This is a genomic window from Pseudalkalibacillus sp. JSM 102089, assembly GCF_041366475.1.
GTDB classification, from domain to species: domain Bacteria; phylum Bacillota; class Bacilli; order Bacillales; family Guptibacillaceae; genus Guptibacillus; species Guptibacillus hwajinpoensis_B.
Window position 1 is genome coordinate 63,279 of record NZ_JBEWYW010000012.1, and the last position, 26,318, is coordinate 89,596.

The 26,318-nt window shown below is 40.2% G+C and carries 29 protein-coding genes, 1 rRNA gene and 2 riboswitches; of the genes, 18 read left to right on the forward strand and 12 right to left on the reverse strand.

Annotated elements, in window-relative coordinates; all coding sequences use genetic code 11:
• Positions 1-117 precede the first annotated feature (117 nt).
• From ABVF21_RS19370 to ABVF21_RS19380, 3 genes are all read left to right on the forward strand, one after another.
• A complete protein-coding gene (locus ABVF21_RS19370) occupies positions 118-627 on the forward strand; it encodes a GNAT family N-acetyltransferase (RefSeq protein ID WP_303532890.1) in 510 nt (169 codons plus the stop codon).
• Between the two features lie 181 nt (positions 628-808).
• Entirely contained in the window at positions 809-2,116 is a 1,308-nt protein-coding gene (locus tag ABVF21_RS19375; RefSeq protein ID WP_371018800.1) for an ATP-binding protein, read from the forward strand.
• A gap of 124 nt (positions 2,117-2,240) precedes the next feature.
• A complete protein-coding gene (locus tag ABVF21_RS19380; RefSeq protein WP_303532888.1) occupies positions 2,241-3,455 on the forward strand; it encodes a S1C family serine protease in 1,215 nt (404 codons plus the stop codon).
• Positions 3,456-3,475: 20 nt separating this feature from the next.
• Here the strand turns inward: ABVF21_RS19380 and ABVF21_RS19385 are convergent, their stop codons facing one another.
• On the reverse strand, positions 3,476-4,129 hold the full coding sequence (locus tag ABVF21_RS19385) for a queuosine precursor transporter (protein ID WP_303532886.1): 654 nt from the start codon (positions 4,127-4,129) through the stop codon (positions 3,476-3,478).
• Between the two features lies 1 nt (position 4,130).
• Positions 4,131-4,547, reverse strand: coding sequence for a preQ(1) synthase (gene queF / locus ABVF21_RS19390; protein WP_226615987.1), 417 nt, complete (start codon positions 4,545-4,547; stop codon positions 4,131-4,133).
• Positions 4,548-4,739: 192 nt separating this feature from the next.
• Here queF and ABVF21_RS19395 point away from each other — a divergent pair, with 192 nt between their 5' ends.
• Entirely contained in the window at positions 4,740-5,249 is a 510-nt protein-coding gene (locus ABVF21_RS19395) for a YtxH domain-containing protein (protein ID WP_303532882.1), read from the forward strand.
• 90 nt (positions 5,250-5,339) lie between these two features.
• On the opposite strand, the gene ABVF21_RS19400 is transcribed toward ABVF21_RS19395, so the two are convergent.
• Together ABVF21_RS19400 and ABVF21_RS19405 are read right to left on the reverse strand one after the other, a co-directional pair.
• Positions 5,340-5,423, reverse strand: coding sequence for a YjcZ family sporulation protein (locus ABVF21_RS19400; RefSeq protein ID WP_136948306.1), 84 nt, complete (start codon positions 5,421-5,423; stop codon positions 5,340-5,342).
• A 96-nt stretch (positions 5,424-5,519) separates the two neighbouring features.
• Entirely contained in the window at positions 5,520-6,245 is a 726-nt protein-coding gene (locus tag ABVF21_RS19405) for a glycerophosphodiester phosphodiesterase (protein WP_303532879.1), read from the reverse strand.
• Between the two features lie 190 nt (positions 6,246-6,435).
• Here ABVF21_RS19405 and ABVF21_RS19410 point away from each other — a divergent pair, with 190 nt between their 5' ends.
• On the forward strand, positions 6,436-6,771 hold the full coding sequence (locus tag ABVF21_RS19410) for a YmaF family protein (protein WP_371018801.1): 336 nt from the start codon (positions 6,436-6,438) through the stop codon (positions 6,769-6,771).
• A 96-nt stretch (positions 6,772-6,867) separates the two neighbouring features.
• Here ABVF21_RS19410 and ABVF21_RS19415 read toward each other — a convergent pair whose 3' ends face one another.
• The 6 genes from ABVF21_RS19415 to ABVF21_RS19440 form a co-directional block, all read right to left on the reverse strand.
• Positions 6,868-7,842: an ABC transporter permease gene (locus ABVF21_RS19415; RefSeq protein WP_303533234.1), complete on the reverse strand. Its 975-nt coding sequence runs from the start codon at positions 7,840-7,842 to the stop codon at positions 6,868-6,870.
• 55 nt (positions 7,843-7,897) lie between these two features.
• Positions 7,898-9,406, reverse strand: coding sequence for a sugar ABC transporter ATP-binding protein (locus ABVF21_RS19420; RefSeq protein ID WP_303532877.1), 1,509 nt, complete (start codon positions 9,404-9,406; stop codon positions 7,898-7,900).
• Positions 9,403-10,536 carry a sugar ABC transporter substrate-binding protein gene (locus tag ABVF21_RS19425; RefSeq protein ID WP_371018802.1) on the reverse strand — a complete coding sequence of 378 codons (1,134 nt, stop codon included), beginning with the start codon at positions 10,534-10,536 and terminating at the stop codon, positions 9,403-9,405. Before ABVF21_RS19425 ends, ABVF21_RS19420 begins: the two co-directional genes overlap by 4 nt.
• Entirely contained in the window at positions 10,533-11,597 is a 1,065-nt protein-coding gene (gene mtnA, locus ABVF21_RS19430; protein WP_371018803.1) for an S-methyl-5-thioribose-1-phosphate isomerase, read from the reverse strand. The genes ABVF21_RS19425 and mtnA overlap by 4 nt, the downstream gene beginning before the upstream one ends.
• A complete protein-coding gene (gene mtnK / locus ABVF21_RS19435) occupies positions 11,598-12,809 on the reverse strand; it encodes an S-methyl-5-thioribose kinase (protein WP_371018804.1) in 1,212 nt (403 codons plus the stop codon).
• A 114-nt stretch (positions 12,810-12,923) separates the two neighbouring features.
• A riboswitch (SAM riboswitch) is annotated at positions 12,924-13,058 on the reverse strand.
• Between the two features lie 86 nt (positions 13,059-13,144).
• Complete coding sequence (locus ABVF21_RS19440) at positions 13,145-13,927, reverse strand: carbon-nitrogen family hydrolase (protein WP_371018805.1); 783 nt, start codon at positions 13,925-13,927, stop codon at positions 13,145-13,147.
• Between the two features lie 108 nt (positions 13,928-14,035).
• Here ABVF21_RS19440 and ABVF21_RS19445 point away from each other — a divergent pair, with 108 nt between their 5' ends.
• From ABVF21_RS19445 to ABVF21_RS19465, 5 genes are all read left to right on the forward strand, one after another.
• Positions 14,036-15,208 carry a pyridoxal phosphate-dependent aminotransferase gene (locus ABVF21_RS19445; RefSeq protein ID WP_303532870.1) on the forward strand — a complete coding sequence of 391 codons (1,173 nt, stop codon included), beginning with the start codon at positions 14,036-14,038 and terminating at the stop codon, positions 15,206-15,208.
• Positions 15,209-15,291: 83 nt separating this feature from the next.
• A riboswitch (SAM riboswitch) is annotated at positions 15,292-15,401 on the forward strand.
• Positions 15,402-15,495: 94 nt separating this feature from the next.
• The gene (locus ABVF21_RS19450; RefSeq protein WP_371018806.1) at positions 15,496-16,695 is read left to right on the forward strand and encodes a 2,3-diketo-5-methylthiopentyl-1-phosphate enolase; all 1,200 of its coding nucleotides are present in this window, start codon (positions 15,496-15,498) and stop codon (positions 16,693-16,695) included.
• The gene (locus tag ABVF21_RS19455) at positions 16,692-17,390 is read left to right on the forward strand and encodes a 2-hydroxy-3-keto-5-methylthiopentenyl-1-phosphate phosphatase (protein WP_303532867.1); all 699 of its coding nucleotides are present in this window, start codon (positions 16,692-16,694) and stop codon (positions 17,388-17,390) included. Before ABVF21_RS19450 ends, ABVF21_RS19455 begins: the two co-directional genes overlap by 4 nt.
• Positions 17,353-17,976 carry a methylthioribulose 1-phosphate dehydratase gene (locus ABVF21_RS19460; RefSeq protein WP_303532866.1) on the forward strand — a complete coding sequence of 208 codons (624 nt, stop codon included), beginning with the start codon at positions 17,353-17,355 and terminating at the stop codon, positions 17,974-17,976. The genes ABVF21_RS19455 and ABVF21_RS19460 overlap by 38 nt, the downstream gene beginning before the upstream one ends.
• 51 nt (positions 17,977-18,027) lie before the next feature.
• Positions 18,028-18,561 carry an acireductone dioxygenase gene (locus tag ABVF21_RS19465; RefSeq protein WP_303532864.1) on the forward strand — a complete coding sequence of 178 codons (534 nt, stop codon included), beginning with the start codon at positions 18,028-18,030 and terminating at the stop codon, positions 18,559-18,561.
• 51 nt (positions 18,562-18,612) lie between these two features.
• Here the strand turns inward: ABVF21_RS19465 and ABVF21_RS19470 are convergent, their stop codons facing one another.
• Positions 18,613-19,131 carry a GNAT family N-acetyltransferase gene (locus ABVF21_RS19470; RefSeq protein WP_303532863.1) on the reverse strand — a complete coding sequence of 173 codons (519 nt, stop codon included), beginning with the start codon at positions 19,129-19,131 and terminating at the stop codon, positions 18,613-18,615.
• A 111-nt stretch (positions 19,132-19,242) separates the two neighbouring features.
• Here ABVF21_RS19470 and ABVF21_RS19475 point away from each other — a divergent pair, with 111 nt between their 5' ends.
• Complete coding sequence (locus ABVF21_RS19475; RefSeq protein WP_371018807.1) at positions 19,243-20,124, forward strand: alpha/beta fold hydrolase; 882 nt, start codon at positions 19,243-19,245, stop codon at positions 20,122-20,124.
• Positions 20,125-20,132: 8 nt separating this feature from the next.
• On the opposite strand, the gene ABVF21_RS19480 is transcribed toward ABVF21_RS19475, so the two are convergent.
• Positions 20,133-21,206 (reverse strand): ATP-binding protein, encoded by a 1,074-nt coding sequence (locus ABVF21_RS19480; RefSeq protein ID WP_303532860.1) that lies wholly within the window; start codon positions 21,204-21,206, stop codon positions 20,133-20,135.
• Between the two features lie 261 nt (positions 21,207-21,467).
• Here ABVF21_RS19480 and ABVF21_RS19485 point away from each other — a divergent pair, with 261 nt between their 5' ends.
• The 7 genes from ABVF21_RS19485 to ABVF21_RS19515 all read left to right on the forward strand — a co-directional run.
• Positions 21,468-22,640, forward strand: a complete 1,173-nt coding sequence (locus ABVF21_RS19485; RefSeq protein WP_371018808.1) for an MFS transporter — start codon at positions 21,468-21,470, stop codon at positions 22,638-22,640.
• A 161-nt stretch (positions 22,641-22,801) separates the two neighbouring features.
• On the forward strand, positions 22,802-23,305 hold the full coding sequence (locus ABVF21_RS19490) for a DoxX family protein (protein ID WP_303532856.1): 504 nt from the start codon (positions 22,802-22,804) through the stop codon (positions 23,303-23,305).
• 274 nt (positions 23,306-23,579) lie between these two features.
• The gene (locus ABVF21_RS19495) at positions 23,580-23,897 is read left to right on the forward strand and encodes a hypothetical protein (RefSeq protein ID WP_371018809.1); all 318 of its coding nucleotides are present in this window, start codon (positions 23,580-23,582) and stop codon (positions 23,895-23,897) included.
• 62 nt (positions 23,898-23,959) lie between these two features.
• The gene (locus tag ABVF21_RS19500) at positions 23,960-24,301 is read left to right on the forward strand and encodes a CHY zinc finger protein (RefSeq protein WP_371018810.1); all 342 of its coding nucleotides are present in this window, start codon (positions 23,960-23,962) and stop codon (positions 24,299-24,301) included.
• A 270-nt stretch (positions 24,302-24,571) separates the two neighbouring features.
• A complete protein-coding gene (locus ABVF21_RS19505; RefSeq protein WP_371018811.1) occupies positions 24,572-25,891 on the forward strand; it encodes a TrkH family potassium uptake protein in 1,320 nt (439 codons plus the stop codon).
• A 31-nt stretch (positions 25,892-25,922) separates the two neighbouring features.
• Positions 25,923-26,141: a hypothetical protein gene (locus ABVF21_RS19510; protein ID WP_371018812.1), complete on the forward strand. Its 219-nt coding sequence runs from the start codon at positions 25,923-25,925 to the stop codon at positions 26,139-26,141.
• 68 nt (positions 26,142-26,209) lie between these two features.
• Positions 26,210-26,318, forward strand: a 16S ribosomal RNA gene (locus tag ABVF21_RS19515); the annotation flags it as partial.

A 26,318-nucleotide genomic window follows, 5' to 3' on the forward strand; every position in this document is an offset into this window, starting at 1 on the left:
CCGTTTATTATTAAATGATCGGGGTATTGTTTACAGTAAGTAAAGCAATAAGGTATAGTGTAAAAAGTCATTTTCAACCACAAGAAAATAACTCACAAGGAGGACTTTTGAGAGAAAATGCCTTATCTTCAGACCGATCGTCTGACCATTATTCCTTTCTCATTTGATTTAATTAAAGCTATGACTGATAAAAAAGAATTAGAGAAGCTGTTACATGTTGAAGTACCTGAAGAGTTTAAAAATGTGCAGTTCGAAGAATTTCTACCTTTTCATCTAAATGACTCTGCTATTTCAAGAGTGAGTCACAAGTGGGAAGGCATATTGATTCATACTTCTGATGAAAAAGTAATCGGCACGATGGGATATAAAAATATGGAAGCGTCAAGTAATCTTGAAGTTGGGTATCACCTGATACCTGAGTATCGTAACAAGGGTTACGCCATTGAAATGGCCAGCGCCCTCGTTAACTGGGCATTTCCAGACGAAAAAGTGAACAGTAAAGTGTCTTCAGAAGAAGTAAACAACGTCATGGAACGAATTGGATTATCAAAACTAACGGTTGAACCACCTGTTGTTAAAAACAAAATAGATGAAGAAAAATTCATGAAGGAAAATGAATATATGTAAAACCCTACAAAAAAACTGTAGGGTTTTTTTATGAGAATTTCGCGTGACAATCATTAGAATCCATACCTTCAGTGTTGCTTACAAAAATAGAGGAATTTGGAGATTTTTGTCGAATATTTTATGGTATAATCATCATTGCTTTGAAAAATATGTAACTGCATGAGCGGGGTAAGGAGCTAATATGCGTTCACCTATACGTAATGAAATCAAGATTGAGGAAGAAAGACGGGCAAATAAGTTATTTATCTTTCTGTTTTTTGTATCCGTTATTTTATATGATGTGTATCGGTTTATTATTAGTCCTTTAATCGATCCCGATACGACTATGATCTTGCTAAATGAATCGAAAGCACTCATTCCCATAATGATCATATATGCCATCGAGTTTTCATTAATCCCTATTTCCAGGTGGTATTCAAAGAGGCAGCAGCCCTTTGCTACAAAATATCTCTTTTTTGTCGTATTTATGACGACAGCTCTCGTCACAGAGATTTTTCGCTACATTGGAACAGACGAGATGTATGCTAGCGGAAGCCCAGTTGAATTATTCTTTGTTTTGTTCTCTCCTTTGTTCGTGAACAAACGGTTTTATATCACTGTTGTGGCTGGAATAACTGGAAAGTATGCCATAATGGGCTTTCTTACGATGTCGCCAATCGTTGTATTTCCGATTCTTATACTTCTTTTATTTTCGGGAATTACGTTTATTATTTTAAATCGCTTCCAATCCTATTTAAACACAATTGTGAAATCGTATGAGCAAGCTGCACATAATGAGAAGTTAGCTTTTATTGGAAGGATTGCGACTGGAGTCACTCACGAAATTAAGAACCCTTTAACTTCTCTTAAAGGGTTTGTACAGCTGCAAGAATTGGAGCAAACCTACAACCCGAAATATTCTAAAATCATGCTACAGGAGTTAGAACGATTAACGATAATCGTTAATGATTTAATGGTGATTGGCAAGCCACAATCAATTAATTTGAAGCCGATTAGCTTAACGAATTGCCTCGAATACGTTGTCAGTTTATTGCAGCAGGAAGCAGAAAATAAGCAAATCACGATTTATACTAACTTTCCTGAAGAGCAAGTTCAAATCATGGGGGAAGACGTTAGGTTGAAACAAGTTTTCCTCAATTTGGTGAAAAATGCGATGGAAGCGATGCCAGATGGAGGAGAAATTCGCTTGAAAGTTGTTAATGATGGTGATTGGACAACTATTCATATTATGGATAGAGGAGTTGGAATTGCCGAAGAAGACATTCCGCATTTAGATCAAGCTTTTTATACAACAAAAGAAAATGGGACTGGGCTTGGTTTAATGGTCAGCTATAAAATTGTAGAGGATCACCATGGTAAAATTGACGTACATAGTGAAGTGAATCACGGGACAACTTTTTCAATTAGCTTTCCCATACTGTCACATTCCTTAGACAACACAGTAGTTAATTTGGCGTCATACCAGGGAAATAAAGAACATACCCTGTAGAAAAAAATGAAATGACGTTAAATATCAAACAATATCAAAAATATCACATATTTAGGCAACGACCGTCATCTCTCGTTACAATAGAACTATAAACAAATCAAAAGGGAGAAAGGGTGACCGGGGAATGGGTTACTATGACGATAATCAATCAAGAGCGAAACAGACAAAAAGAGGTATAAGTTGGTTTTTACCTAGTACGTTCGGCGCAATTGTCGGAGCATCCGTTATGCTTGTTGCGGCGCCGCTCGTCTCGAATGTAGAACAGTCTTCAACAAATCAAGCGGCGGTAACCACTACTGCAAGTGGGGATGTTGAAACTTCCAATGTAGCATACAATGTCTCATCTGATATAACAACGGCTGTTCAAAAAGCACAGGATGCTGTCGTAAGTATTACAAGCTATCAAAACCAGGGTAGTGGATTTTCTTTAGAAGATCCATCTGGCCAATCGGGACAGGCTGCAGCATCAGGGTCTGGTGTTATCTACAAGAATGAGGGCGGAAAAGCATATGTTGTGACTAATAATCACGTAGTTGAAGGGGCATCTTCAGTAGATGTAACGTTAAGCAATGAGAAAAAAGCAGAGGCGAAGGTACTAGGCACGGATGCGTTAATGGACTTAGCTGTGTTAGAAATTGATGCGAAGAATGTCGAAGCAGTTGCGGAACTTGGTTCTTCTTCTAGCCTACAAACAGGGGAACCTGCTATTGCGGTTGGGAACCCATTAGGTTTCCTACAAGGATCTGTAACGCAGGGAATTATTAGTAACCCAAGTCGTACGATTCCTGTCGATCTTGACCAGAACGGACAACCTGATTATGAGGCGGATGTTATTCAAACAGATGCATCGATTAATCCAGGGAACAGTGGTGGTGCATTAATTAATATTAAAGGTCAATTAATTGGGATTAATTCATCTAAAATTGCAGAAGAAACAGTTGAAGGCATTGGATTTGCGATTCCGATTGACGATGCGCAACCGATCATTGAGCAGCTTGAAATGACAGGTGAAGTGAAGCGTCCAGTAATGGGGGTTACACCTGCCTCGTTAGCTGAAGTACCAACACAGTATTGGACTGGTACGCTTAATCTACCTGAAGGTGTAGAGAGTGGAGTTGTTCTTATGGGCATTGCTCCTAATTCACCAGCTTCAGACGCCGGATTGCAAGAAAGGGACGTCGTCGTTAAGCTTGATGATACGGAAGTAAAGGATTCAGCCGCCCTTCGTAAGTACTTGTATTCCAATAAAAAAGTTGGAGATAAAATGGATGTCACGTTCTATCGTGACGGAAAACAACAGACTGTTACAATGACTCTAGCTAATCAGAATGGACTGTAAATATCAAAAAAACCTCTGGATCATGCATCCAGAGGTTTTTCGTTATGAATGGGCTTTTTAGCACCATTGATTTTTGTGAAAAAATAGAAGATGGGCGTATCTAAAAGAGCAAGCGCCATTTTAATCACAAATTGTGAAAGAATCATGATCCATATGTTTGGGACAGTTCCGATAAACGCAATTGTGATAAAAATGGTTGTATCAAGTAGCTGAGAAGTCAATGTACTCACGTTATTCCGAAGCCATTTATGACGATCAGCTGTACGCTTCTTAATCGCAGAGAAAATATAAACGTCTACGTGTTGCGAAACGAGATAGGCTGCAAGGCTGGCAAGAACAAATCGATAATTCTGACCTAGTAGAATTTCATAGGCTGCCTGCGTATCAGTTGCAAAAGGTGCTACAGGTAGAAGCATACCAAGATAAATCATAATACTAGCAAAAATTTGCGCAATAAATCCATACTGAACGGTTCGTTTTGCTTCTTCTTTTCCGTAGTTCTCGTGAATGATATCTGTGAATAGAAACGAAAAGGCGTACATCACAACGGCCGCGGGAATCACGAAACTTCCGATCATCACCACTTTTCCTGCTAGTACGTTTGCGATCACAATGGAAGTCGCAAATAACACGTTAAACAGGACAAGTTGACGGTCGATGTATTGGTTCGTCATATTATGATGCTGCTTTCTCACGAACAGCTGTTGTTTTTAACTCGATACCGCCTCGTGCTGATTGATAAACAGTAATTGTAACTTTCAAAGGGTCGATTGCGTAGACAACATCATCTGCGATGCGGGCAGCTAGTGTCTCGCAGAAGCTTCCTTCGTCACGGTAAGACCAGAGGTAAAATTTCAGTGATTTTGACTCAATGCATTTTTCATCGGGTACATATGAAATTTCAACTCGTCCAAAATCAGGCTGTCCTGTTTTGGGACAAACTGCTGTGAATTCGAGTGCATTAAACGTGATTTCCTGAACGTTTGGTGCATCAAATGCTTCGTTTTTTATTACTTCTCGTGCTTGTTCTACGCTTTCCGGACGAGGCATTGGTCCGGAAGAAGGTAGCCATGCTTTATCCATGCTATTCATTCTAATTCCTCCTTTAGTTTTGATGAAGCAGGAAGGTTACGAACTGCTGTCATACAACGTTGTCTATTATAACAGAGCAGCATTCTGATGCGAAGAAGGAAGTTCATGTCAAATTTTTTAGTTTAGCTTTTAATAGAAAGGGAAAGAAAAAACTAGCTAAGTAAACTAAGAAAGACAATAGGAGGAATCGTCATGCAAACGACAACGACAGTAAACGAAGAAAAGAACGGAAAGCTTGTTAAAGGTATTTTGGTAGGCGCGATCGTAGGTGGCGCTGTAGCTATGCTTGATTCTACAACTCGAAATAAAGTACGCTCAACAGCAGGAAACGTAAAGGATTCTTCTAGAGGTTTCTATACACGTGTGAAAGAAAATCCAGGTGAAGTAAAGGACGACTGGATGGATCGTATTCAATCAGCATCTTCCGTATTAAAGGAAGCTATGAACGATGCACAATCACTTTATGAAAAAGTAAATGATGAAGTGGTTGATCAGGTGAATCAGGTAAAAGAAGATTCAACAGAAGTGATTTCAACAGCGAAAGAAGCTGGAGAAGACTTGCATGAAATTGGAAGTAAAGTAAAAGAAGCAGGTCAGGAAGTATCTGATTCTAGTGAAAATCAATCTGAGCCAACAAATATTCCAGGAAGCGAAACGCGTACACCTGGAAATACATCTACCAATCCGAATACGAGCTTGTAATTGACCGAACATCACCATATAAAAGATTAATGAAGGATTAACAAAGAAGGCTTCCGCTTATAAAGAGCGGAAGCCTTCTTTTTAATTTAGTTACGAAATGTAAGATGCACCAATGATTATTAAAAGAATAAACAAAACAACGATTAACGCAAAACCTTGACCGTAACCACTCATGATTGTTCCTCCCGTCAATATGTGTCGCTTCTTTACTAACGTATGTTGGGAGGTGGAAATGTGGACGTAGGCATTAGCCCTTTTTGGGTGGGCAGGCTATATCGTTTGGATAGCAGAAGCAGGGTAGTCCGTAAATATCGCTGAACAACCGAGTTTCTGGAGGTTGGATACTTGTAGAGGATCATTTACTGTGAAAGCTCGCACGGGAATTCCGCGCTTCTGGGTGTTTTTCATTAAATGTTCATCCACTGCCTGCCATTCTATGTGAAGACTTTGAGCTCCAACGCGTTGAAGGTAGTCCCATGGATCAATGATTTTTTCCATTAAAAGAACTGCTGTTTCAATTTTATCGTTTTTTTGTGCGAGTTTCTGAATACTATAATGATTGAAGGATGACAGAATGGTTCGGTCGCAAAGCTTATAGTAAGTAAGAAGATCCAGGACGCGATCTTCTAGACTATTATACGGAAAGACGCCATTCTTTAGTTCAATGTTTAGGAGTAAAGAAGTGGAAGAAACCCATTCCAACACGTCTTTTAATGAAGGAATCGACGAGCCCTGAAAGCGGTTGGAGAATGTTAGGCCAGCGTCTAATCGGATAAGATCTTCGTAAAGAAAGTCTTTTACAAAACCTATGCCATTCGTCGTTCGCTCAACTCGTTCATCATGAATAACAACAGGAACAAGATCCTTAGTTAATTGAACGTCGAGTTCGATTCCGTGAGCACCAGCTCTATGAGCAGCCTGGAAGGAAAGAAGTGTATTCTCAGGATGCGTACCTGATGAACCGCGGTGTCCATAAATTTGAAATGAAGAAGCCATAGGTCACCTCTCTCTGGTTGGATTTAAAAATCCGTCTTTGTAATGTATTCGATCATGGATTCATTTTTCCTTTGATTTCATGCATCAACTTCAAGCTAAATAAGGGTTTTAATCGATTTGAATTAATGAAGGAAGAAATCTGGGCTACAGATACGCGGAGTCATGTATGTAGAAGGGGAGGAGGGAGTATGTGTCTAAAGGAGTTGCTTTACCTGAAGCTCACTCTCATTATTTTCGTGGGAGCATCGAAAAGAGATACAATCATCACCATTTAAGTATGATAGGTTTTAGTTTGCCCGTAAATGGGACTTCGTTTGATCAACATGTTCACCGTATTGAAGGGATTACGGTAATTGATCAGGGTCACCAGCATCGTTATAGCGTTCAATCTAGTCCGCCGATTACATTGCCTGGTGGTGGTCATTATCATACGTTTAGCGGTGAAACGATATCAAAAGAAAAACATGAGCATTATTTCTCTGGTCAAACGAGTCCTCCTATAGGAAATCCTCCGTTGAATTGGTAGGCTAGTTAAATGGTGCGTCTACCTCCAATGAGTCGAAATCTAAGCCTCATGAGCGGCGGTTAGTGAAAAAAGGCGATGCGCATGGCATCGCCTTTTTTACATTTTAATTTCTCGCTTGTTTTGATAAAACGTGAATGCAAGGGCTCCAATCAGAATCGTACCTTTAATAATATCTTGAGCATAATAAGGAACATTCAACATTGTTAGACCATTTAAGAGAATTCCGATTAAGACAGCTCCAATGAACGTACCGAATGCATTTGGTTTTCCAGAACCAAGTACTGAATAACCAATCAACGCTGCGGCAACGCCGTCCATAAGTAAAGGTGCACCAGCAGAAACCTGACCAGTTCCAATTCTTGAGGCAAGAACAATTCCAGCAATTCCGGCAAACAGTCCGCTAAGTACATAGGCGAGCGTACGATATCGTTGAACCGCCACACCTGACAACCTTGCTGCTTCACGATTACTGCCTGTCATATAAAGTAATCGTCCCGCTCGTGTATAAGTGAGAAAAAGGTGAACGAGAATGACGCAAACAATCATAAAAATCGCTGGAAAAGGAACACCCGCGATTTCACCCTGGCCAATAAAAAGAAAAGATGGAATGAATTTGCCTGGGGCTGTTGTCCCGTCACTCATAGGCATATTGTTGTAAATGGAAAAACCTTTCGTATAAGTTAGTTGAATCCCATTCACGATATACATAACGGCTAGCGTTGCAAGAAGATCAGGGATTCTGATTTTAATTGTTATGAAGGCATTTATTAAGCCAATCAATACCCCGATCAGAATAGGAATGAGTAGAGCGACGAGAAGTTCTTGCCTATACCAGACTAAGGCAGATGCGCTCGCAACAGTAGCGAGACTAACGGTTGAGCCAACAGATAAGTCAAAACCTCCAACAATTAATGTAAAGGTAACACCGAGTGCAACGAGTGTCACAATTGAAATGGAGCGAAGGATATCTGCAAAGTTACTGTAAGTAAGAAAGCGATCGTTAAGAATAGTGAAGATGAGAATAAGTCCAACGATGACGAGTAACGTACCATATTTGACGAAAAAGCTGATCACTTTATCCTTGAATGGTGAGGCGAGCCCTCTTTGATTTTGTGTTTCTACGAGTTCAGCTGCTGATTTCAATCTTCCTACCTCCTGTAGCTGCTTGCATAATGGCTTCCTCTGTCATCTCTTCACCTGTGAGCGTGGCGGTAATCTCGCCATCGTACATAACAAGGATTCTATCTGATAGATCAAGAAGCTCTTCGATTTCGCTGGAAAAATATAAAACCCCTTTTCCTTGGTCGGCAAGCTCTTTTATTAGAGCTAACACTTCGGCTTTGGCGTTCACATCAATGCCTTTTGTTGGCTCATCAAAGAGAAATACTTTCTGATCATCGTATAACCATTTTCCGATAGCCGCTTTCTGTTGATTTCCGCCACTTAGATGATGGATCGGTTCTTTAGGTGAAGCTGCTTTAATGCCGAGCTGAGTTATTTGCCTGGATGAATAATCTTCCTCTTTTTTTCGATTAAGGAATCCTCTAAGCGAATGACGCCGTAGAGAAGGGAGCGTTAGGTTTTCTGATAAAGAGAAATCGAGTAGAATACCAGATTTCCTTCGTTCTTCTGGTACAAGACAAATGCCGGCTTTAATCGCATCAGCTGGAGAGCGAAAGCGGTATGTTTGGTTGTTAATGTGAACACATCCTCTTGTATGCTTTGTTGCTCCAAAGAGGGTTAATGCTGTTTCCGATTTTCCTGCACCTACAAGTCCTGCGACACCAATGATTTCACCATGATTCAATAAGAAATTCACTGTTTTTCCAGTTTCGGGTATAAAGAGATTCTCAGCCCGCATTAAAGCATGACTCGTGCTCTTTGTTTGACGGGGTTCTTTTTTTCTAAGACTTGACCCAACCATACTGGTAATGATCTCATCAGCTGAAACGGTTTTTGTTTCAGCTGAAAGATGAACTTTGCCGTCTCGTAAAATCGTAAAACGATCGCTTATTTCTTCTATTTCTGGCATGCGGTGAGAAATGTAAATCATCCCCACGCCTTTCTTCTTCAGTTTGTTAATAAGATGAAATAATAGCTTTGTCTCTTCTACACTAAGTGGAGCAGTTGGTTCATCCAGTATCAAATATTGCGTCTCCTGTGCCATTGCTCGAGCAATTAAGATCATTTGTTTTTCTGACAGCGAACATTCGGAAGCCAGTTTATCAGGAGTTAAGGTTATACCAAGAGAGTTAAGTAAATCTCTTGTTCTTTGCCGTTCTTTGCTAGAAGAATAACACTTAAAAGGTGATTTATTCATTGAGTCAGCCCAAATGTTTTCAGAAACGGATAGGGTAGGAAACAAAGCCGAATCAACTTCTTGCACCACCATTCCGATGCCTGCTTTTTTTGCATCGGAAGGTGTATGAATCGCTAGAGGTTCTCCGTTAAGTAAAATAGAGCCGCTGTCTCGTTCATAGTCTCCACAAACCATTTTCATAAGCGTGCTTTTACCAGCTCCATTCGTACCGAGCAGAGCGTGCACTTCGCCTGAACGAATCGTCAGGGAGACGTTTTTTAATACAGGGATATTTCCGAATGATTTAGAAATATTTTGGATGGATAACTCACTCATTTGCTATCATCCTGTTGCGTTAATTTTTCCATCCACGGAGAAATAGCTGCGTCAGAAGAGCCCCAGTCATCGACGTAATTGCCTAATTCACTCATTGAAATGGTTTTGTCTGGTAAATCAGATTGTTTTACAAGATGAGGATCAAGTGAGAAAATCTCAGGCGTTTCTTCTCCAGCAATTTTTTGATAAGCAAAACGTACTTGAACACGTCCTACTTCCGCCGGATCAGTAGCAGCAGATGAGAGCCATGGGCTATTATCTTTTTGCATCATTTGGAGATCTTCGTCACTCATATCGATGCCGTAAACTTTGATTTCTTCTCGACCAGCTTGTTCAATGGCACGAGTAGCGCCTTTCGCAAATTCATCCCATGGAGCAAATACAGCATCAATATCACCTTTGTTTGGATATTGTTTTAGAATAGTTTCCATTTGGGTTTGGGTATCAAGAGCTGTATTAGCACTCGCGGTCCCGAACTTAGCGATTTCATTGATTTCTGGATAGCGTTCCTGAAACGCCTCATAAATCGCATTTCGTCGCTCCATAGGTGCGAATCCTCCCACCCATACATAGACAATATTTCCTTCACCATTTAAATCCTGAGCAAGCGTTTTTAATGTATTCCATGCAAGACTATAATCATCTTGATCAATAACTGTTACACCTGGCACGTTAATATCGCTATCAAACACAACGACAGGTATGCCTTTATCAACAGCTTTTTTCACTCCAGCTTCGAGTGCATCTGCTCGGCCATGATCAATTAAGATCGCATCGACTTTTTGGTTGATGGCTGTATCAAGGAGTGTAGCCATTTTGGAAAGGTCATTATCAGCATTATAAACTTGAACGCTTCCGCCAAATTTTTCTACCTGATCTTCAACTCCTTTTACGTACTGGGAAGAAAATGTACCGAGGGATGCTTGCATAATCGCTGCTATTTTGATAGGTTTTTGAACTTCTTTTGGAATGTCTGAAGAAGTTTTAGACGCTTCTTCACCTGTGTTTGAAGTTGTCTCACTAGATTCCGTTGTGCTTGCTTCTGGTGTACTTACGGCATCTTGCTCATTAGTACAAGCAGCAAGTACGATGAGAAGAAGAATGGATAAAATAAGTCCTAAGCGTTTCATGAATGTACCTCCGTGTTTTTAGCGTGTGGCAAAGCAAGATGAGCAAGGTTTTCAGCGTACGGTGTTCGAACGATACCGTGCTCCGTAATGATTCCGCTGAGTAATTCATTTGGCGTCACATCAAAAGCAGGATTAAATACATCAATGTTCTCAGCTGCAACACGTTCACCTTTATAATGCGTAATTTCTTTCGGATCTCGCTCCTCAATCGGAATCGCTTCTCCGTTAGGGATCGAGTAGTCAATTGTTGAGATGGGTGCAGCAACATAAAAAGGAACGTTATATGCTTTTGCGATATGGGCAAGGCCAAGCGTACCAATCTTGTTAGCTGTATCACCATTTGCAGCAATCCGATCAGCACCGACTATAACTGCAGCGATTTTCTTCGTTTTTAAAACGTGAGCTACCATACTGTCTGTAATAAGCGTAACGTCAATACCAGCACGCTCAAGCTCCCATGCGGTTAATCGAGCACCTTGTAGAACTGGTCTGGTTTCCGTCGCAATTGCGGAGATGGAGAGACCGTTTTCCTTTGCCAGATGGAGAGGCGCAAGAGCCGTCCCGTATTTTGCTGTTGCGATCCCACCTGCATTGCAATGTGTGAGGATGGTATCCCCATCATTTAATAGCTTCAGACCATGTTCTCCAATCCGCTGACAGACAAGCTCATCCTCTTTATGGATGGTAAGTGCTTCGTGCAGAATCGCTTCTTTCATTTTTTTCACTGTCGGTAAGGAAAAGCTAGCTCGGATGATGCGATCAATCGCCCAAGAGAGATTTACTGCAGTGGGACGAGAGGAGGCAAGATATTTCCCTTGGTTGACTAGCGCTGTCTTAAACGCTGTTGCTTCGTTTGTTTGGACATGCTGACTCCAAAGAACAAGACCATACGCTGCGGCGATTCCAATGGCTGGTGCTCCGCGGACAACAAGGGCAGAAATGCTATTCCAGACATCCTCGATTGCCGTTTGCTTAAGGTAGATCTCTTGTTGTGGAAGCTGCCGTTGATCGAGCAGTAAGAGATGATCACCTTTCCATTGGAGTGATGAGATGACAGTCATTTAAATGACCTCCTTGATGGCTTTAATGTATTGTTCAATCGAAGTGATGCTTTTTCGGTCTAAAATAAGTTTTTTTCCAAGGGTAAGCGCCTTTTTTTCCACAGCGAGTTTTACTTTTGGATCAGTGATCGTCTCGATCTCTTCTACATGAGCAAGTCCAATCGTTCTTCGGATGATCTTACAGCCGGAAAATCCAATGCTATCGACAAAAATAGATTGTAGAAGAGCGTCTAGGTATCCTCTTGAATAACGATTATCTTCTGAGAGATGGTCGGCCCATAATGATCGGAAAGTAGATTCGAATACGTTCCAAACCTCAGTAGTGACGCCAAATAAATAAGCGAGGTATCCTTCTTTCTCTTCTTCTGACCTATGTGCCTCCTGCGACAGGATACTAAGCGCAATATTGGCGATAAAAGCACCGACATCAAAACCAGCTGGGCCATAGAAAGCAAATTCTGGGTCGATTATTTTAGTTGAACTTTCCGTAACAAACAGGCTACCTGTATGTAAGTCCCCGTGTATCAAAGCTTCTCCTTTTGTTAAAAAAGAGTGTTTGAGGGAGGCAACTTCAGTGAGGAAATCGTCATCTTCCCACAGCGATTCAACATCTGCTCGAAGCTCTTCTGTAAAGGCATTGCTTTCGGCATTGTAGAAAGGATCTGAAAATACGAGGCTTTCTGTTATGCCACATAAGTCTGGATTACTAAACCGTTTGGCAAGCTCTTTCTTATTTGCTGAACCAAGACCGTAATCAGAAGTGAAAAAGAGTGTATGAGCGAGATAGGTACCGACGTTTCTTGCAAGCTCAGGATATATACGACCTTCAATAAGTCCTTTTCTTAAAATAGTGTAAGTTGATAAATCTTCCATAACCGTTGCGGCTTTTTCCGAGTCATGCAAATAAACGATCGGAGAAAAGTCAGGAACGAGCGCGTGAGCTTGCTTGAGTGCCTCGCTTTCAATTCTGGATCGATCAAGTGTAAGCGGCCAGGATTCGCCAACGACTTTGGCATAAGGCAAGGCTTGTTTGACGATCCAGGATTGTCCTGTTTTCTTGTGTTGAACATGAAAGACATAATTTAAGTTGCCATCGCCAATTTCCTTTACATGAACGGGAGCGGTGCGATCCAAAAGCTTGTGATACTCTAAAAATTGCACTACGGTTTCTGTTGTAAACGGTGTGTACCCTGAAGTGATCTGAATACCCATGTAAAATTCCCCTTTCAACTATTTATGGTTGATGTATTGCATGAACATCGGAATTTCGGCATAAAAAAAGCCTCTTTCCGAAGAAAGAGGCTTGAAGATAGAGATACTTCACACCTCTTATCTTCCAGAATGAATATCATCCTGTTGGAAGTAGCACCGTGCCATTTAAGCCATCTTAATCTGGACTTAAAAATAGGTCGGTTGCTGGGCGTCATAGGGCCAAATCCCTCAGCCTGCTCTTGATAAGAGAAAGTTTATGAAATTATTTTACAATTTTTTCGCTTGAAATGTATGTTACAGAGAAAGGAACGTGTTTGTCAATAATATTTTGAATATTATTTATAAATATCTGGACGTCGATCTTCAAAGATAGGAATGCGATTCCGGATCGATGACATTTCCTCTTCGTCAATAGAACCTGTTAAAATAACTTCTTCTTCTCCTGCTTCTGCGATAATTGTTCCCCACGGATCAATGATCAATGAGTGTCCTCCAAACGCATTATCAGGATCTGCCCCGACACGATTACAGGCAATCACGTAGCACTGATTTTCAATCGCGCGACTGATAAGTAATGCTCGCCAATGATCGGTGCGTTGCTTTGGCCATTCTGCTGGTACGAACAAAACTTGGGCACCTTCAACTGCATGAAGGCGAAGCCACTCAGGAAAGCGAATATCATAACAAATGAACCCAGCGCATGGGAGTTCTTCAAGTGTAAAATGACTTTTTTCATTTCCAGAAACGAGGAACTTCTCTTCATTCATCAAACGAAACAGGTGCGCTTTGCTATACTCATGAACGAGCTGCCCATCTCGATTGAACACAAGCATGGTGTTCGTTACTTCGCCGTTATGATGCTTAGCGATGGAGCCCCCAACAATATTTACGTCGTTCTTTTTGGCGAGGCGAGATAGAAAAGCAATCGACTTTTCTGCATCAGTATCTCCAATTTCATCAAGGCGAGATAAATCATAACCTGTGGACCACAATTCTGGTAAAACGATGATATCTGGTTTGTCACTCACCGCCTTAGAAACAAGCTCTTCAACTTTAGAGAAATTCTTTTCTGGATTGCCGAAAGCAATATCAAATTGCAACAGGGCAAGGTTTTTCATTGAGTTGTCCTCCTTACATGTTTAGAAGTTGACCTTTACATGGTTGTGTATCCAAGATAACATAACTTATTAGAATTTCTCGAAAATTTTAACAGGATGTGATTCCATTTGAAACAATTTCAAACTTCAGATGCACTTAAACGTTTACCAGAACAATTCTTTGCGAAGCTTGCTGGAAAAGTGAACCGTTATGTAGAGGCGGGATATGACATTATTAACCTTGGACAAGGAAACCCTGATCAGCCGACGCCTGCTCATATTATCGAGTCTTTGCAGCAGGCAGCTGAAAACCCTGCATACCACAAGTATCCGCCATTTAGGGGACAGCCCTTTCTGAAACAAGCCGCGGCTGATTTCTATAAGCGAGAGTTTGGTGTTGAGCTTGATCCAGAGAAGGAGGTGGCCGTCCTATTTGGTGGAAAAGCGGGCCTTGTAGAAGTGAGTCAATGTTTGTTAAATAAAAGTGATGTGGCACTTGTTCCGGATCCTGGATACCCTGATTACTGGTCTGGAGTAGCAATGGCTGAAGCGGATATGCAAATGATGCCGTTACTTGAAGAAAATGATTTTCTGCCAGATTATAGCGCGATCCCTGAGGGTGCTCTTGCAAAAGCGAAGCTCATGTTCTTAAATTATCCAAACAATCCTACCGCTGCTGTAGCAACGAAAAGTTTTTTTGATGAAACGGTTAGGTTTGCGGATGTCAATGACATCTGTGTCGTTCATGATTTTGCTTATGGAGCAATCGGATTCGATGGAGAGCGTCCTCAAAGCTTTTTAGAAACAGAAGGTGCTAAAGATGTGGGGATTGAGATTTATACTCTTTCCAAAACGTATAATATGGCAGGATGGCGTGTTGGGTTCGCTGTCGGAAACCCATCTGTAGTGGAAAGCATCAACCTGCTTCAGGATCATTTCTACGTTAGTTTGTTTAGTGCAGTGCAAGAAGCAGCTGCAGAAGCTTTACTAGGTTCACAGAAATGTGTTGAGGATCTTCGCCAAACGTATGAATCTAGACGGAATGTTTTGATACAGGGACTTCATGATATTGGCTGGGATGTAACCTCTCCTGCGGGATCATTTTTTGCCTGGTTAAAAGTACCTGAATCATTTACTTCAGAGGGGTTTGCGGACTACTTGCTTGAAAATGTTCAAATTGTTGTTGCACCTGGGAACGGCTTTGGAGAGTATGGGGAAGGCTATGTGAGAGTAGGCTTATTAACTTCCGAAGAAAAACTCAGGGAGGCAGTTGAACGGATTAAATCCCTTCATCTCTTTTGATTCAGAAAAGTGAAAAAATAGATTGACAGGATTTACTACGTCTGGCATAATTCGAATCAATTACTTAAACGAATAGTTGCATACTCTTATCCAGAGAGGTGGAGGGACGAGCCCTTTGAAGCCCGGCAACCGATTTTCAAGGTTACTTGAAGACACGGTGCTAATTCTCGCAGCAAAAGCTGGAAGATAAGAGGAAGAGCATGGTGATAAAGACCTCTTCCTCGTGAAGGGGTCTTTTTTGTATGATCAAAGATTGAGAACTAGCGCGATGGAAAGGAATGAGCATGATGAGTCGTCTTGTGGCAACTTACCTTGTTAAGAATGATCAACAATTATCTAAGCGTGCTGAAGCGATTGCCCTTGGATTAACGATTGGGACTTGGACCAATCTACCGTTATTAGAAAAAGAGCAGTTAAAGAAGCATAAGGGTGAAGTCGTTCACGTAGAGGAAAAAGGGGAACTGGGCATCATCGCGATTGCTTACCCGACCATCAATTTCAGTGCGGATCTACCTGCGATTTTAACAACAGTCATTGGTAAGCTTTCACTTGATGGTGAAATTAAGCTGATTGATTTAGAGTTCTCTGAAGGATTACTAAATCAGTTCCCAGGTCCAGCATATGGAATAGACGGCATTCGGAATCTTACAGAAGTATACGATCGACCGCTCGTTATGAGTATTTTCAAAGGAGTTATTGGAAAACCGTTAGGCGAATTGCAAGAACAAATGAAACAGCAGGCGCTTGGTCGAGTCGATTTTGTGAAGGATGATGAAATTCTTTTTGAAAATGAGTTAACCCCTCTTGAAAAGCGAGTACCCGCCTTACGAGATGTTCTTGATGAAACGGCTGAATTGACAGGAAAACGAACGCGTTACGCTGTGAATTTAACAGGAAGAACGGCAAACCTCAGTGATCGAGCAAAGCTTGCTGTGGAATTAGGTGCAGATGCGCTTCTGTTTAATGTTTTTACATATGGACTAGATGCATTGCAATCACTTGCAGAGGACCCGAATATTCCGGTTCCAATCATGGCACATCCCGCTTTCGCAGGTGCAATGGCAGCCTCAAGCTCACATGGGGTAAGTTACTCCCTATTACTTGGAAAGTTGCTTCGAACTGCTGGGGCAGATTTTTCCCTTTTCCCTTCGCCTTACGGGAGTGTAGCGCTTGATCGAGGAGAGGCGCTCGCAACAGTAGAATCCTTAACGAGAAAAAGTCAGCTTAATAGGACTTTTCCAGTTCCTTCAGCGGGCATTCACCCTGGACTAGTATCGTACCTTATAAAAGATTTCGGTATAGACAGTGTGATTAATGCGGGAGGCGGGGTGCACGGGCATCCCGGTGGAGCAGCTGCAGGCGGAAAAGCTTTCCGAGATGCCATTCAAGCTGTTTTAACAGAGCAACCTCTTGAACAGGCCTCTCAAAATAGTGAGGAACTTCATCAGGCTCTTACAAAGTGGGGAAGCGGGGAGGTAGTGCGATGAAGCAGCCGATTATTTTTTGCGATTTTGATGGCACCATTACGAAAAGTGATAATATCGTTTCTCTGATGAAACGATTTGCTCCAAAAGAGTGGGAGCAAATAAAAGATGATGTTCTCGCCCAAAATATTTCCATTCGTGAAGGAGTCGGAAGGATGTTTCACTTGATTCCTTCCAAATTGAAAAGGGAATTACTCGATTATTTAGTAGCTACAACTGAAATCAGACATGGTTTTAGCGAATTCGTAGACTATACGAGGCGAGAAGGGATCGAGCTTTATATCGTCAGTGGAGGGATCGATTTCTTTGTTTACCCCCTTCTTATCCCATTTGGTATTCCAGAAGAAAACATCTTCTGTAATGGTAGTGATTTTACTACTGATACCATCTCAATAACTTGGCCGTATGCCTGTGAAGACGATTGTACGAAAGATTGCGGTTGTTGCAAGCCAGGTATATTAAATCGTTTTGATAAAAAGACTAACCGAAAAATTGTGATTGGAGATTCTATTACCGATTTAGAAGCTTCAAAGCAAGCAGATTTTGTGTTTGCTAGAGACTATTTAGCAGAGAAGTGTCAGGAACTTGGCATTCCAGCCACTTTGTTTGAAACGTTTGATGATATCGTCGAAAAGTTAGCTGAAGAAAGGGGGGAGAATCATGTGCCAAGTAGAGAATCGATGGAACGAACTTGCTGATATTAAAGATGAATTAGCAGCAAGAGATTGGTTCCGTGGAACAAGTGGAAATCTTTCAATTAAAGTAAGTGATTCGCCGCTTCAATTTTTAGTAACGGCTAGTGGAAAGGATAAAAGGAAACGAACAAAAGAAGATTTCATTCTAGTCGATAGACAAGGGCAGCCAATTGAAGAGACTCTATTGAAACCATCTGCAGAGACCATTATTCATCAGGCGATCTATTCCAAGACAGATGCAGGCTGTTGCTTGCACGTGCATACGGTTGAAAACAATGTTATATCTGAACTTTTTGCCGGAGAAGGAGAAGTAACGTTTCAAGGACTGGAGTTAGTTAAAGCTTTTGGTTTATGGGGACAGAATGACAAAGTGAGAGTACCAATTATCGAGAATTCAGCTGATCTTTCTCTACTAGCTCAAGATGTGGTGCACGTGCTTAAGAGTGATACGAAAGCCATTTTGATGCGAAACCATGGGATTACGGTATGGGGACGTAATGGTTTTGAAGCAAAGAAGTACCTGGAAGCATTTGAATTCCTTTTTGAATATCATCTTAAGTTACGAAGTTTTCAAGCAATTGTAAGTTGATCAGTATTCAACAAAATTTCATTAGCTTAACAAAAAGAGGAGGAAGCATTAATGGCAGTAATTAAAATACGAAATACAAATGAAGTTATTGATGGTCAAGATCGAGTAGGGGCATTCCTTCAGAATGAAGGAGTGTTATATGAACACTGGGATGTTGAGAAGTTACCGACGTCTCTTAAGGGAAATTGTCATGTTACAGAGGGACAGAAAAATGAAATTCTGAGTGTATTTGATGATGACATTCGTTCTCTAGCTCAGCGAAATGGATATGGAAGCTGGGATGTGGTGGCACTATCTGAACAAACGCCTGATCTCGATAAGATTCTGAAAAAATTTGAACAGGTTCATGTGCATACTGAGGACGAAGTAAGAGCGATAACGGCGGGACATGGGATTTTTATCATTAAAGGTAGCGTGGGGTATTTTGACGTTGAGCTCGATCCGGGTGACGTGATTTCTGTACCGGTTGATACACCACACTTCTTTACATTAATGGATGATCGGCAAGTTGTAGCCGTACGCCTTTTCATCGATCCATCAGGCTGGGTAGCCCATCCATATGAAGAAAAAGAAAGTGTGAAGTGAAAAAGGGCCGTGAGCAATCACGGACCTCATTTTGATGTTTCTTCAATACCTTTAGCTACAATATCCAATTAATTCATTCAGGTCTTTCCAACCATAGCCGGTTTCTTTAAATGTTTTACCTGCAATTTCTGTTTCTTCCACGGCAATTTGAAGTGGATGAAAACTTTCGTAGAATTGAGAAGCGGGATTTCCATTCAGTACCCAGACAAGCATAGACTGATAAGATTCGCTTCTAAGATGTTTAGCTACCGAGCACAGGAGTTGTTTGCCAACTCCCTTTCCCTGTGCTTCTTCAAGAAGGTATATCGCATAAAGCTCTCCGTCGAATTTGTAAGCAGACGATCTATTTTTTCCGCCATTCGCAAATCCTATTATTTCCCCTTCTTCGACTGCTACAAAGATAATATTTCCATCTTCAATTCCTTTCCGCCAACGAGCCTCCCGTATTTGAACGTCTAATGAATTCAAATAGTCTTCTGAGATAAGCGTACGGTAAGTCGTTCTCCAGCTGTTTACATGAACACTTGCTATCGCTAAAGCATCATCTACGACCGCTTTTCTGATCTCCATTGATTACCTCCAGGTCAATTTGATTTTCCTATGAGACTCATTTCGAGAGAGAGGGAATGAATCCTGCTAGTCGAATATATGAAGTAAGTCATAGTTTAAAGGAAAAGTGAAATGAAAAAAATCATAATAGAAATAGATGGCAGTCATGTTCATGGTTTTGAATGGGGAGATAGGAGTCAGCCAACTGTCATTCTTCTTCACGGTTTAACGAACAATGCACTTGGTTTTAGTGAAATGGCAGAAGGTCTTAAGGATTACTTTCATCTAATTTCGATTGATTTACCGGGGCATGGTGAGACGCCTCCATTTAATGAAGATAAAAGTTATTCGTTTGAATTTCTAACAGAGTGGCTTCATAAGGTTTGTACATCATTAAGTGAAGTACCAGTCTGGCTCATTGGGCATTCGTGGGGAGCAGCTCTGGCACTTCATTATAGTAGTCATTTCTCTAAAATGGTAAAAGGTATCGTGATGATTGACGGTGGTTATCTTCATTCTTCTGATGATCCGTCACTAACGCTTGAAGAACTTCTTGAACAAATGTCTCAATGGGTGGCAGAAAATCATTACAGAAAATTGGAAGAATATGAACAAAAGAAGAAAAGGGAAATCGGAAGGTGGAGCAAGAATTTAGAGGAAATGGTACATAGGGATATGGAGGAAAGGAAAAATGGCGTCGCCTTAAGGGCTAGTGGTAGTACAGTAAGAGCGATTATGAAGTCACTCTATCAAGAGCCTTGCAAAGAAATTTTTCATATGGTAAATGTTCCTATCTATCTCCTAAGGGCAACACTTCCTGTAGCAGATGAAACTAATAGAATGCATGCAGCAAACGTGATGCGGAATGAAGTGAAAGGAGAATGTAGGATTGATTCTATTCCAAAGACAGGTCATGCTCTACATTGGCAAAAATCTGAAGAAGCTTTATATATGGTAGAGAGATGGTTAAAGGAGCATACAAACCAAAAGGGCCATATGCAAGGCCCTGAATAACAGGGGGGTTATTGGGCAACCCCCTTTGGAAAAGTGAGCGTAATGATCGTACCTTTCCCCTTATTACTTTCGATAGTTAAGTTCCCTTTATGTTTTTTTACTATACGTTTGCATATCGTAAGGCCAAGTCCTGTCCCGTGCTTTTTGGTAGTGAAAAACGGAGAGCCGAGTTTTTCAAGCTCTTCTTCTGTGATTCCGCTACCATTATCAATGATTCTAATTTGTAATTTATCATTTAATTCTTGGGCTGAGATCATAATTTCTCCCTGTTCACCGATAGCGTCCATCGCATTTTTTATCAAATTAATAAAAACTTGTTTTAATTGATTACTTTCACAATAAATCTCTGGGAGAGAAGAGTGGTACTCTTTTGTTAGGATGATCGCTTTCATATTAGCTTGGCCATTGAGTAATTCAATGACTTCATCTAATATGAGATCAATTCGATTATAGTTAAAATTTATTTTTGTTGGTTTAGCAAGAATAAGAAATTCATCGATGATCTGTTCGATCCTATCAAATTCTGAATCCATTACCTGGGCATAGCGATCAATATCTTTGTCAGTGTTTTTGAATTGGATTAATTTCAAAAAACCTTTTAAGGAAGTGAGCGGGTTTCGAAGCTCGTGGGCGACCCCAGCTGCTAGTTGTCCCACAATCGATAGCTTTTCGGATTGAGCAAGGTGCTCTTCATTCATTCTTTTCTCGGTAATATCTTTCGCAATGCCAATGATCCTCGAAACAGTACCCTCTTCTACAAGTGGCACTAATGTAATATCAAATAGCTTGTAGCCCTGTTTTGGGAAAGAATAACCTTCTTCAAATTGAATGGTTTTCTTACGAATAATGGCTTCTTGGAATCTTTTAATCGCTTGTATTCCTTGATCAACCCCTAGAAAGTCTTCGATTCTCCGCCCAGCAATGGCTTCTTTGGAAGTCTCATAACTTGCTAGATAAGCTTCATTTACAGCTTCGATTTCATAATGGTGAACATCAATCACACGAATTTGGAAAATAAGATCTGAAATATAGTGAAAAATAATATCTAAATTCGCATCTTTTAGCTCGCTTCCATTTTTCATAGAAATCCCCCATAATCAGCATTTTAACTTATCACTAATTGGATATTTCTACAAGATATGCGTATCCCCTTCAAATTATGATCGATAATCGTAATTGTTTGGCATTTTTTGGCGGAAGAAGTGGTTGATAAGGTAGCAAAAACAGTAATAATAATGGAACCAATCCCAATGAAAGCGCATTGCAATTCAATTGTACTTAATATAGAGTTAGAAGAAGTATTTTGAGCGCAGTACATTTAGCAAGGGAGGACGGCTTAAAAGATGACCAAAAGAGACTCTGTCTTTTTCCTTAGTCTGTTCTTGTTCTTTTTTCACGGAGCAAATACAATCATCATTAGCTATATGCCAGTATATTTCCAACAAAGTGGTATGTCAGAGAGTAAAATTGGCTCTATCCTAGCGATCGGACCACTGGCAGCCATAATGGCTCAACCGTTTTGGGGTTACATAAGCGATAAATTCGGAACAATTAAAAAGGTTCTACTCGTAACGTTGGTTGGTGTTGCGGTTATTAGCGTTTTTCTTCTAACGAATCATACCTATGTGTTTATTCTCATCTCTGCTGCGGCGTTCTATGTTTTCATGTCCCCAACAGGGGCTCTTGGTGATAGTCTAGCTGTTAAAACAGCAGCTAGCGTGAATAAAAGCTTTGGAAGTATTCGAACCTGGGGCTCAATTGGTTTTGCAGTTTCAACTTTAGTGGTTGGTCAGTTTTTTGCTTTTTTTGGTATATCTTTTATTTTGCTACCTTTTATGCTCATGATTTTGCTTGCTTTTTTTACAGCTATGAGAGTATCAGATGTCAAAACACATAATAAACCTGTGACTGTATGGGAGGCCGTACGGATTGGAAAGAATCCTCGCTTCCTACTCTTTTTGATTACAATCATGTTTTTAACCATTCCGCATCGAGCAAATGACAGTTTTATAGGGATTTATATCACGGATCTTGGTGGAAATGAATCTCAAATAGGACTTGCCTGGTTCGTTGCGGTTGCTAGTGAAGCTCTAATATTTGCGACAAGTCATCTCTGGTTTAAGCGTTTTAATGAAGTGGTCTTTATCTTAATAGCAGGTTTGATCTACGCTATTAGATGGTTAGGATTAGCTTACGTTGGAGGACCTCAAGCAGCGATCATTCTTCAAGTTTTCCACGGCGTGACGTTTGGGGTATTTTACGTTGCGGCTTTTCAATACGTAACAAAATTAGTACCAGAGCATTTACAGGCGACAGGTCATTTGTTATTTATTTCTGTGTTTTTTGGTTTGTCTGGCATATTAGGTTCATTGCTTGGAGGAATGGTTTTTGAAGAAACTTCTGGAGCTACTTTGTACAGTGTGATGGGGTACGTGACCTTAATTGGCTGTCTTGCATTGCTTTTCTACCGCGCAGTCGATAAGAGAAAATCAAAAAGAGACGAAAGTTATGCATAGGACAGAAGAGATTCTGTCCTATTTGAATTATCCAGTTATTTCATACCCGAATCGTAACGATATAAAACAGTTAGATTAATAGTGATGCAATTCACATAATGTTTTTAGAAGCTCCCTTACAATAAAGGTGTGTTAAGAATAAATAGTGGGGAGTGAGAGAGATGTTTGTTCATTTTCTAAGAGAAAATAAAGCAGCAGCTGGTATACTCTTTTTTATTCGAATATATCTTGGTTATCAATGGGTGACATCTGGTTGGACAAAAATCACTAATGGTTTTGATGCAAATGGCTTCTTACAGGGGGCGGTAGCCAACGCTAGTGGTGAGCATCCTGCAGTGCAAGGGTGGTGGGCTACATTCTTAGAAGCGACAGCAATTCCAAATGTGGATTTCTTTAATGTTTTAATTCCTTGGGGCGAATTCTTTGTTGGCCTAGGATTACTACTTGGAACATTTACAACACTTGCCGCTCTTATGGGAGTGATCATGAATTTTGCCTTCCTGTTTAGTGGCACAACAAGTACAAATCCAATGATGGTTATTCTTGGAACGTTATTACTCATTGCTGGTTACAATGCAGCTAAAATCGGGCTTGATCGTTGGATTGTTCCTTATTTAAAGAAGAATATTAAAACACACCAGAGTAAGCCTATTTTCCATCACTAAAGCGAAAGGTTCCGCATAAGAGCGGAGCCTTTTAAATTTCTATTAGTACGAATCAAACTATTATACGAATGTTAGATGAAAAACTGATACTCACCTCACTCTTTGTATGTCGAATATTACATTCTTTATTTATAATCCGATTAGTAAAAAGCCTCCTTCGGAAAATAAATTACATTTAGTTAAAAAAAGACTGACATCTGTAATAAATTGTAAAGAGGGGGAGCGAGTGTAACGACGAAAATGGTCTAGTGATAAATAAGTGGGAGGCTAGACTATGATCGGTATTTTCAAAGAAAATGAAGAACGGTATATAAACTGGTATCGTGCTAATCCAGAAGGATATGTATTTAATCATTTTAAAGGGAGCGATCCTGATTACAATAAAATCCATATCGCTACATGTCGAACGTTATGGCGACAAAAAGACGCGGGTGTGCGAACGAAAGTCGAAAAGATTTGTTCAAGTAATCTTGATGAACTTATACAGATGACAGCGAATGTCAGAGACAAAAAAGGTTTTTCTTTTTGCAAAATTTGTATGACCGACCATGTGAATAAAAATGATCTATCAGTTAATAAATCATTTTTCTAGACAATGGAAGATAATGATAGAATGATACTTAATAGAAAGATGGAACTAGAGAGGGATATAAAATGGGATCTGAGGAAATTGTTATAAAAGGTAAAGTTGTAGATGATGAAACTAGATGCCAACATTATTATAGTAAACGGGACATTATTGCGATTAAATTCAAATGTTGTGGTACATATTATCCATGTATCTATTGTCATGAAGAAACAACGGATCATGCTGTTATAAAGTGGCCCAAACACGAATTTGATGAAAAAGCTGTGCTTTGTGGGAATTGCAAGTCAGAACTAACGATACAAGAGTACATTTCTTCAAAATCAATATGTCCATACTGCCAGTCTCTCTTTAATGACGGATGTAAGCTTCACCAACATCTTTACTTTGAGCAGATCGACGCTAAATGATTTTCTTTACTTGTGGGTAGTCTGGATGTATTATTATTTCAATCATATTGAGAAATCCTTTATTGTGTCGATAGCATAGGGATAAAAATAACATCTGGATGTGGTATAAAAAGAACTTTAATGACCTATATCTTCGTTTCAAACACAGATGTCCTGTGTTTTTTCTTTTTGTTTACTTCTATATAAATGAAGCGTTTTAACGCTTTTGATGTAAAAAGTATATTTCAACGGTTTGCGGAGCTGTTCTTAAAGAAGAAAGAGGGGTATGTCTTGAAATACAAAAAGGTTTTACTTCATCCGCCTAGAGCTTTGTTGCTTCTATTTCTATTTGTTAGTACGATCGGAACGTTTCTTCTAAAGCTACCACAGGCAACGACAACGTCAGTTAGCTGGCTAGATGCCTGGTTCACGGCTATATCTGCTATCACTGTAACTGGTCTAGTAGTAGTGGATACGGGTAGTGTTTTTACTATTTTTGGTCAGCTTGTTATCATGTTACTCATTCAAATTGGCGGGCTTGGCATTATGTCATTTGCAGTTGTGATCTTTCTATTAATAGGGAAAAAAATAGGGGTTTCTCAAAGACTCTTAATTACTCAGGCATTAAATCAAAAAGGAATGGGAGGCATTGTTAAGCTCGTTCGAAGTCTACTTTTATTTTCGATCATAATAGAAATGATAGGAGCCATTATTCTTTCGGCGAGGTGGATACCTGAATACGGAGTAGGAAGCGGAATTTACGCCGCAATTTTCCACTCTATTTCAGCTTATAATAATGCTGGCTTCTCGATTTGGTCAGACAGTCTTTCTTCATATGTTGGAGATCCCGTTATCAATATTGTTATTACTCTCTTGTTTATCTTAGGTGGAATTGGCTTCACGGTTTTAATCGATCTGAAGAATAAGAAACATTTTCGTGAATGGACCCTTCATACGAAGTTGATGGTAATCGGGAGTATCATCATAAATGCACTTGCTTTTATCGTAATTATCACGCTCGAGTGGAATAACACTTCTACAATTGGGCAACTAAATGGTCCAGGAAAAGGGTGGGGTGCATTATTTCAGGCTGTGACTCCTCGAACAGCAGGTTTTAATACGGTAGATATCGGTAGTATGGAAGAAGCTTCTCTCTTCTTTATTATATGTCTTATGTTCATAGGGGCTGGAAGTGCTTCTACTGGAGGTGGAATCAAGCTTACTACCTTCATCGCTATGCTCCTTTCAGTTAATACCTTTTTAAAAGGCAAATACGAAGTAACGATTTTTCATAAAACGCTCGCTTTTTCTATCATTATTAAAGCCCTAGCAATAACTGTGATTTCAACAGGGGTTGTTTTACTCGGAGTTTTTATTCTTGAACTAACGCAGGAATCTCCTTTTTTAGTTAATTTATTTGAAGTTGTATCCGCATTTGGAACAGTAGGCCTTTCAATGGGATTAACAGGCAGCCTAGATGGAATAGGGAAAGTAACAATTATTGTAATCATGATGGTTGGTAAACTTGGTCCCCTGACGCTTGCCTTCATCTTTGCTTCTAAGAAAACTTCTAAAATAAGATACCCTGAAGAAGAAGTACTTACAGGATAATACTGCCCCCTTCCATCGATGAGGAAGGGGGGTGAAAATTAATTCCCATAAGTGGTTGACGCCATTGTTATCACATGGTAAGATGTTTCTTGTCACTTCGAAAAACAAACAACATCTTACATACAAATTACATACAAAAATGTTTTTAAAAAAGACATTGACTTATATGAACGTTGCTGGTAAGATAGAAGTTGTCACTCGGGAGAAAAACACCGAGATTAGTAGAATTAAATCGATCTTTGAAAACTGAACGAAACGCCATGTAAGTAGTTGTTTCTACGGAAACAAAACATTGTTTTAAAAGCTAGATTAAGCTTTCTATCGGAGAGTTTGATCCTGGCTCAGGACGAACGCTGGCGGCGTGCCTAATACATGCAAGTCGAGCGAAGAGATGGGAGCTTGCTCCCTGATCTTAGCGGCGGACGGG

Bases quoted from the DNA above. Each gene is read 5' to 3' on its own strand.
- ABVF21_RS19370 (WP_303532890.1), top strand. From the start codon at position 118: ATGCCTTATCTTCAGACCGATCGTCTGACCATTATTCCTTTCTCATTT.
- ABVF21_RS19375 (WP_371018800.1), top strand. From the start codon at position 809: ATGCGTTCACCTATACGTAATGAAATCAAGATTGAGGAAGAAAGACGG.
- ABVF21_RS19380 (WP_303532888.1), top strand. From the start codon at position 2,241: ATGGGTTACTATGACGATAATCAATCAAGAGCGAAACAGACAAAAAGA.
- ABVF21_RS19385 (WP_303532886.1), bottom strand. From the start codon at position 4,129: ATGACGAACCAATACATCGACCGTCAACTTGTCCTGTTTAACGTGTTA.
- queF (WP_226615987.1), bottom strand. From the start codon at position 4,547: ATGAATAGCATGGATAAAGCATGGCTACCTTCTTCCGGACCAATGCCT.
- ABVF21_RS19395 (WP_303532882.1), top strand. From the start codon at position 4,740: ATGCAAACGACAACGACAGTAAACGAAGAAAAGAACGGAAAGCTTGTT.
- ABVF21_RS19400 (WP_136948306.1), bottom strand. From the start codon at position 5,423: ATGAGTGGTTACGGTCAAGGTTTTGCGTTAATCGTTGTTTTGTTTATT.
- ABVF21_RS19405 (WP_303532879.1), bottom strand. From the start codon at position 6,245: ATGGCTTCTTCATTTCAAATTTATGGACACCGCGGTTCATCAGGTACG.
- ABVF21_RS19420 (WP_303532877.1), bottom strand. From the start codon at position 9,406: ATGAGTGAGTTATCCATCCAAAATATTTCTAAATCATTCGGAAATATC.
- ABVF21_RS19425 (WP_371018802.1), bottom strand. From the start codon at position 10,536: ATGAAACGCTTAGGACTTATTTTATCCATTCTTCTTCTCATCGTACTT.
- mtnA (WP_371018803.1), bottom strand. From the start codon at position 11,597: ATGACTGTCATCTCATCACTCCAATGGAAAGGTGATCATCTCTTACTG.
- mtnK (WP_371018804.1), bottom strand. From the start codon at position 12,809: ATGGGTATTCAGATCACTTCAGGGTACACACCGTTTACAACAGAAACC.
- ABVF21_RS19440 (WP_371018805.1), bottom strand. From the start codon at position 13,927: ATGAAAAACCTTGCCCTGTTGCAATTTGATATTGCTTTCGGCAATCCA.
- ABVF21_RS19450 (WP_371018806.1), top strand. From the start codon at position 15,496: ATGAGTCGTCTTGTGGCAACTTACCTTGTTAAGAATGATCAACAATTA.
- ABVF21_RS19455 (WP_303532867.1), top strand. From the start codon at position 16,692: ATGAAGCAGCCGATTATTTTTTGCGATTTTGATGGCACCATTACGAAA.
- ABVF21_RS19460 (WP_303532866.1), top strand. From the start codon at position 17,353: ATGTGCCAAGTAGAGAATCGATGGAACGAACTTGCTGATATTAAAGAT.
- ABVF21_RS19465 (WP_303532864.1), top strand. From the start codon at position 18,028: ATGGCAGTAATTAAAATACGAAATACAAATGAAGTTATTGATGGTCAA.
- ABVF21_RS19470 (WP_303532863.1), bottom strand. From the start codon at position 19,131: ATGGAGATCAGAAAAGCGGTCGTAGATGATGCTTTAGCGATAGCAAGT.
- ABVF21_RS19475 (WP_371018807.1), top strand. From the start codon at position 19,243: ATGAAAAAAATCATAATAGAAATAGATGGCAGTCATGTTCATGGTTTT.
- ABVF21_RS19480 (WP_303532860.1), bottom strand. From the start codon at position 21,206: ATGAAAAATGGAAGCGAGCTAAAAGATGCGAATTTAGATATTATTTTT.
- ABVF21_RS19485 (WP_371018808.1), top strand. From the start codon at position 21,468: ATGACCAAAAGAGACTCTGTCTTTTTCCTTAGTCTGTTCTTGTTCTTT.
- ABVF21_RS19490 (WP_303532856.1), top strand. From the start codon at position 22,802: ATGTTTGTTCATTTTCTAAGAGAAAATAAAGCAGCAGCTGGTATACTC.
- ABVF21_RS19495 (WP_371018809.1), top strand. From the start codon at position 23,580: ATGATCGGTATTTTCAAAGAAAATGAAGAACGGTATATAAACTGGTAT.
- ABVF21_RS19500 (WP_371018810.1), top strand. From the start codon at position 23,960: ATGGGATCTGAGGAAATTGTTATAAAAGGTAAAGTTGTAGATGATGAA.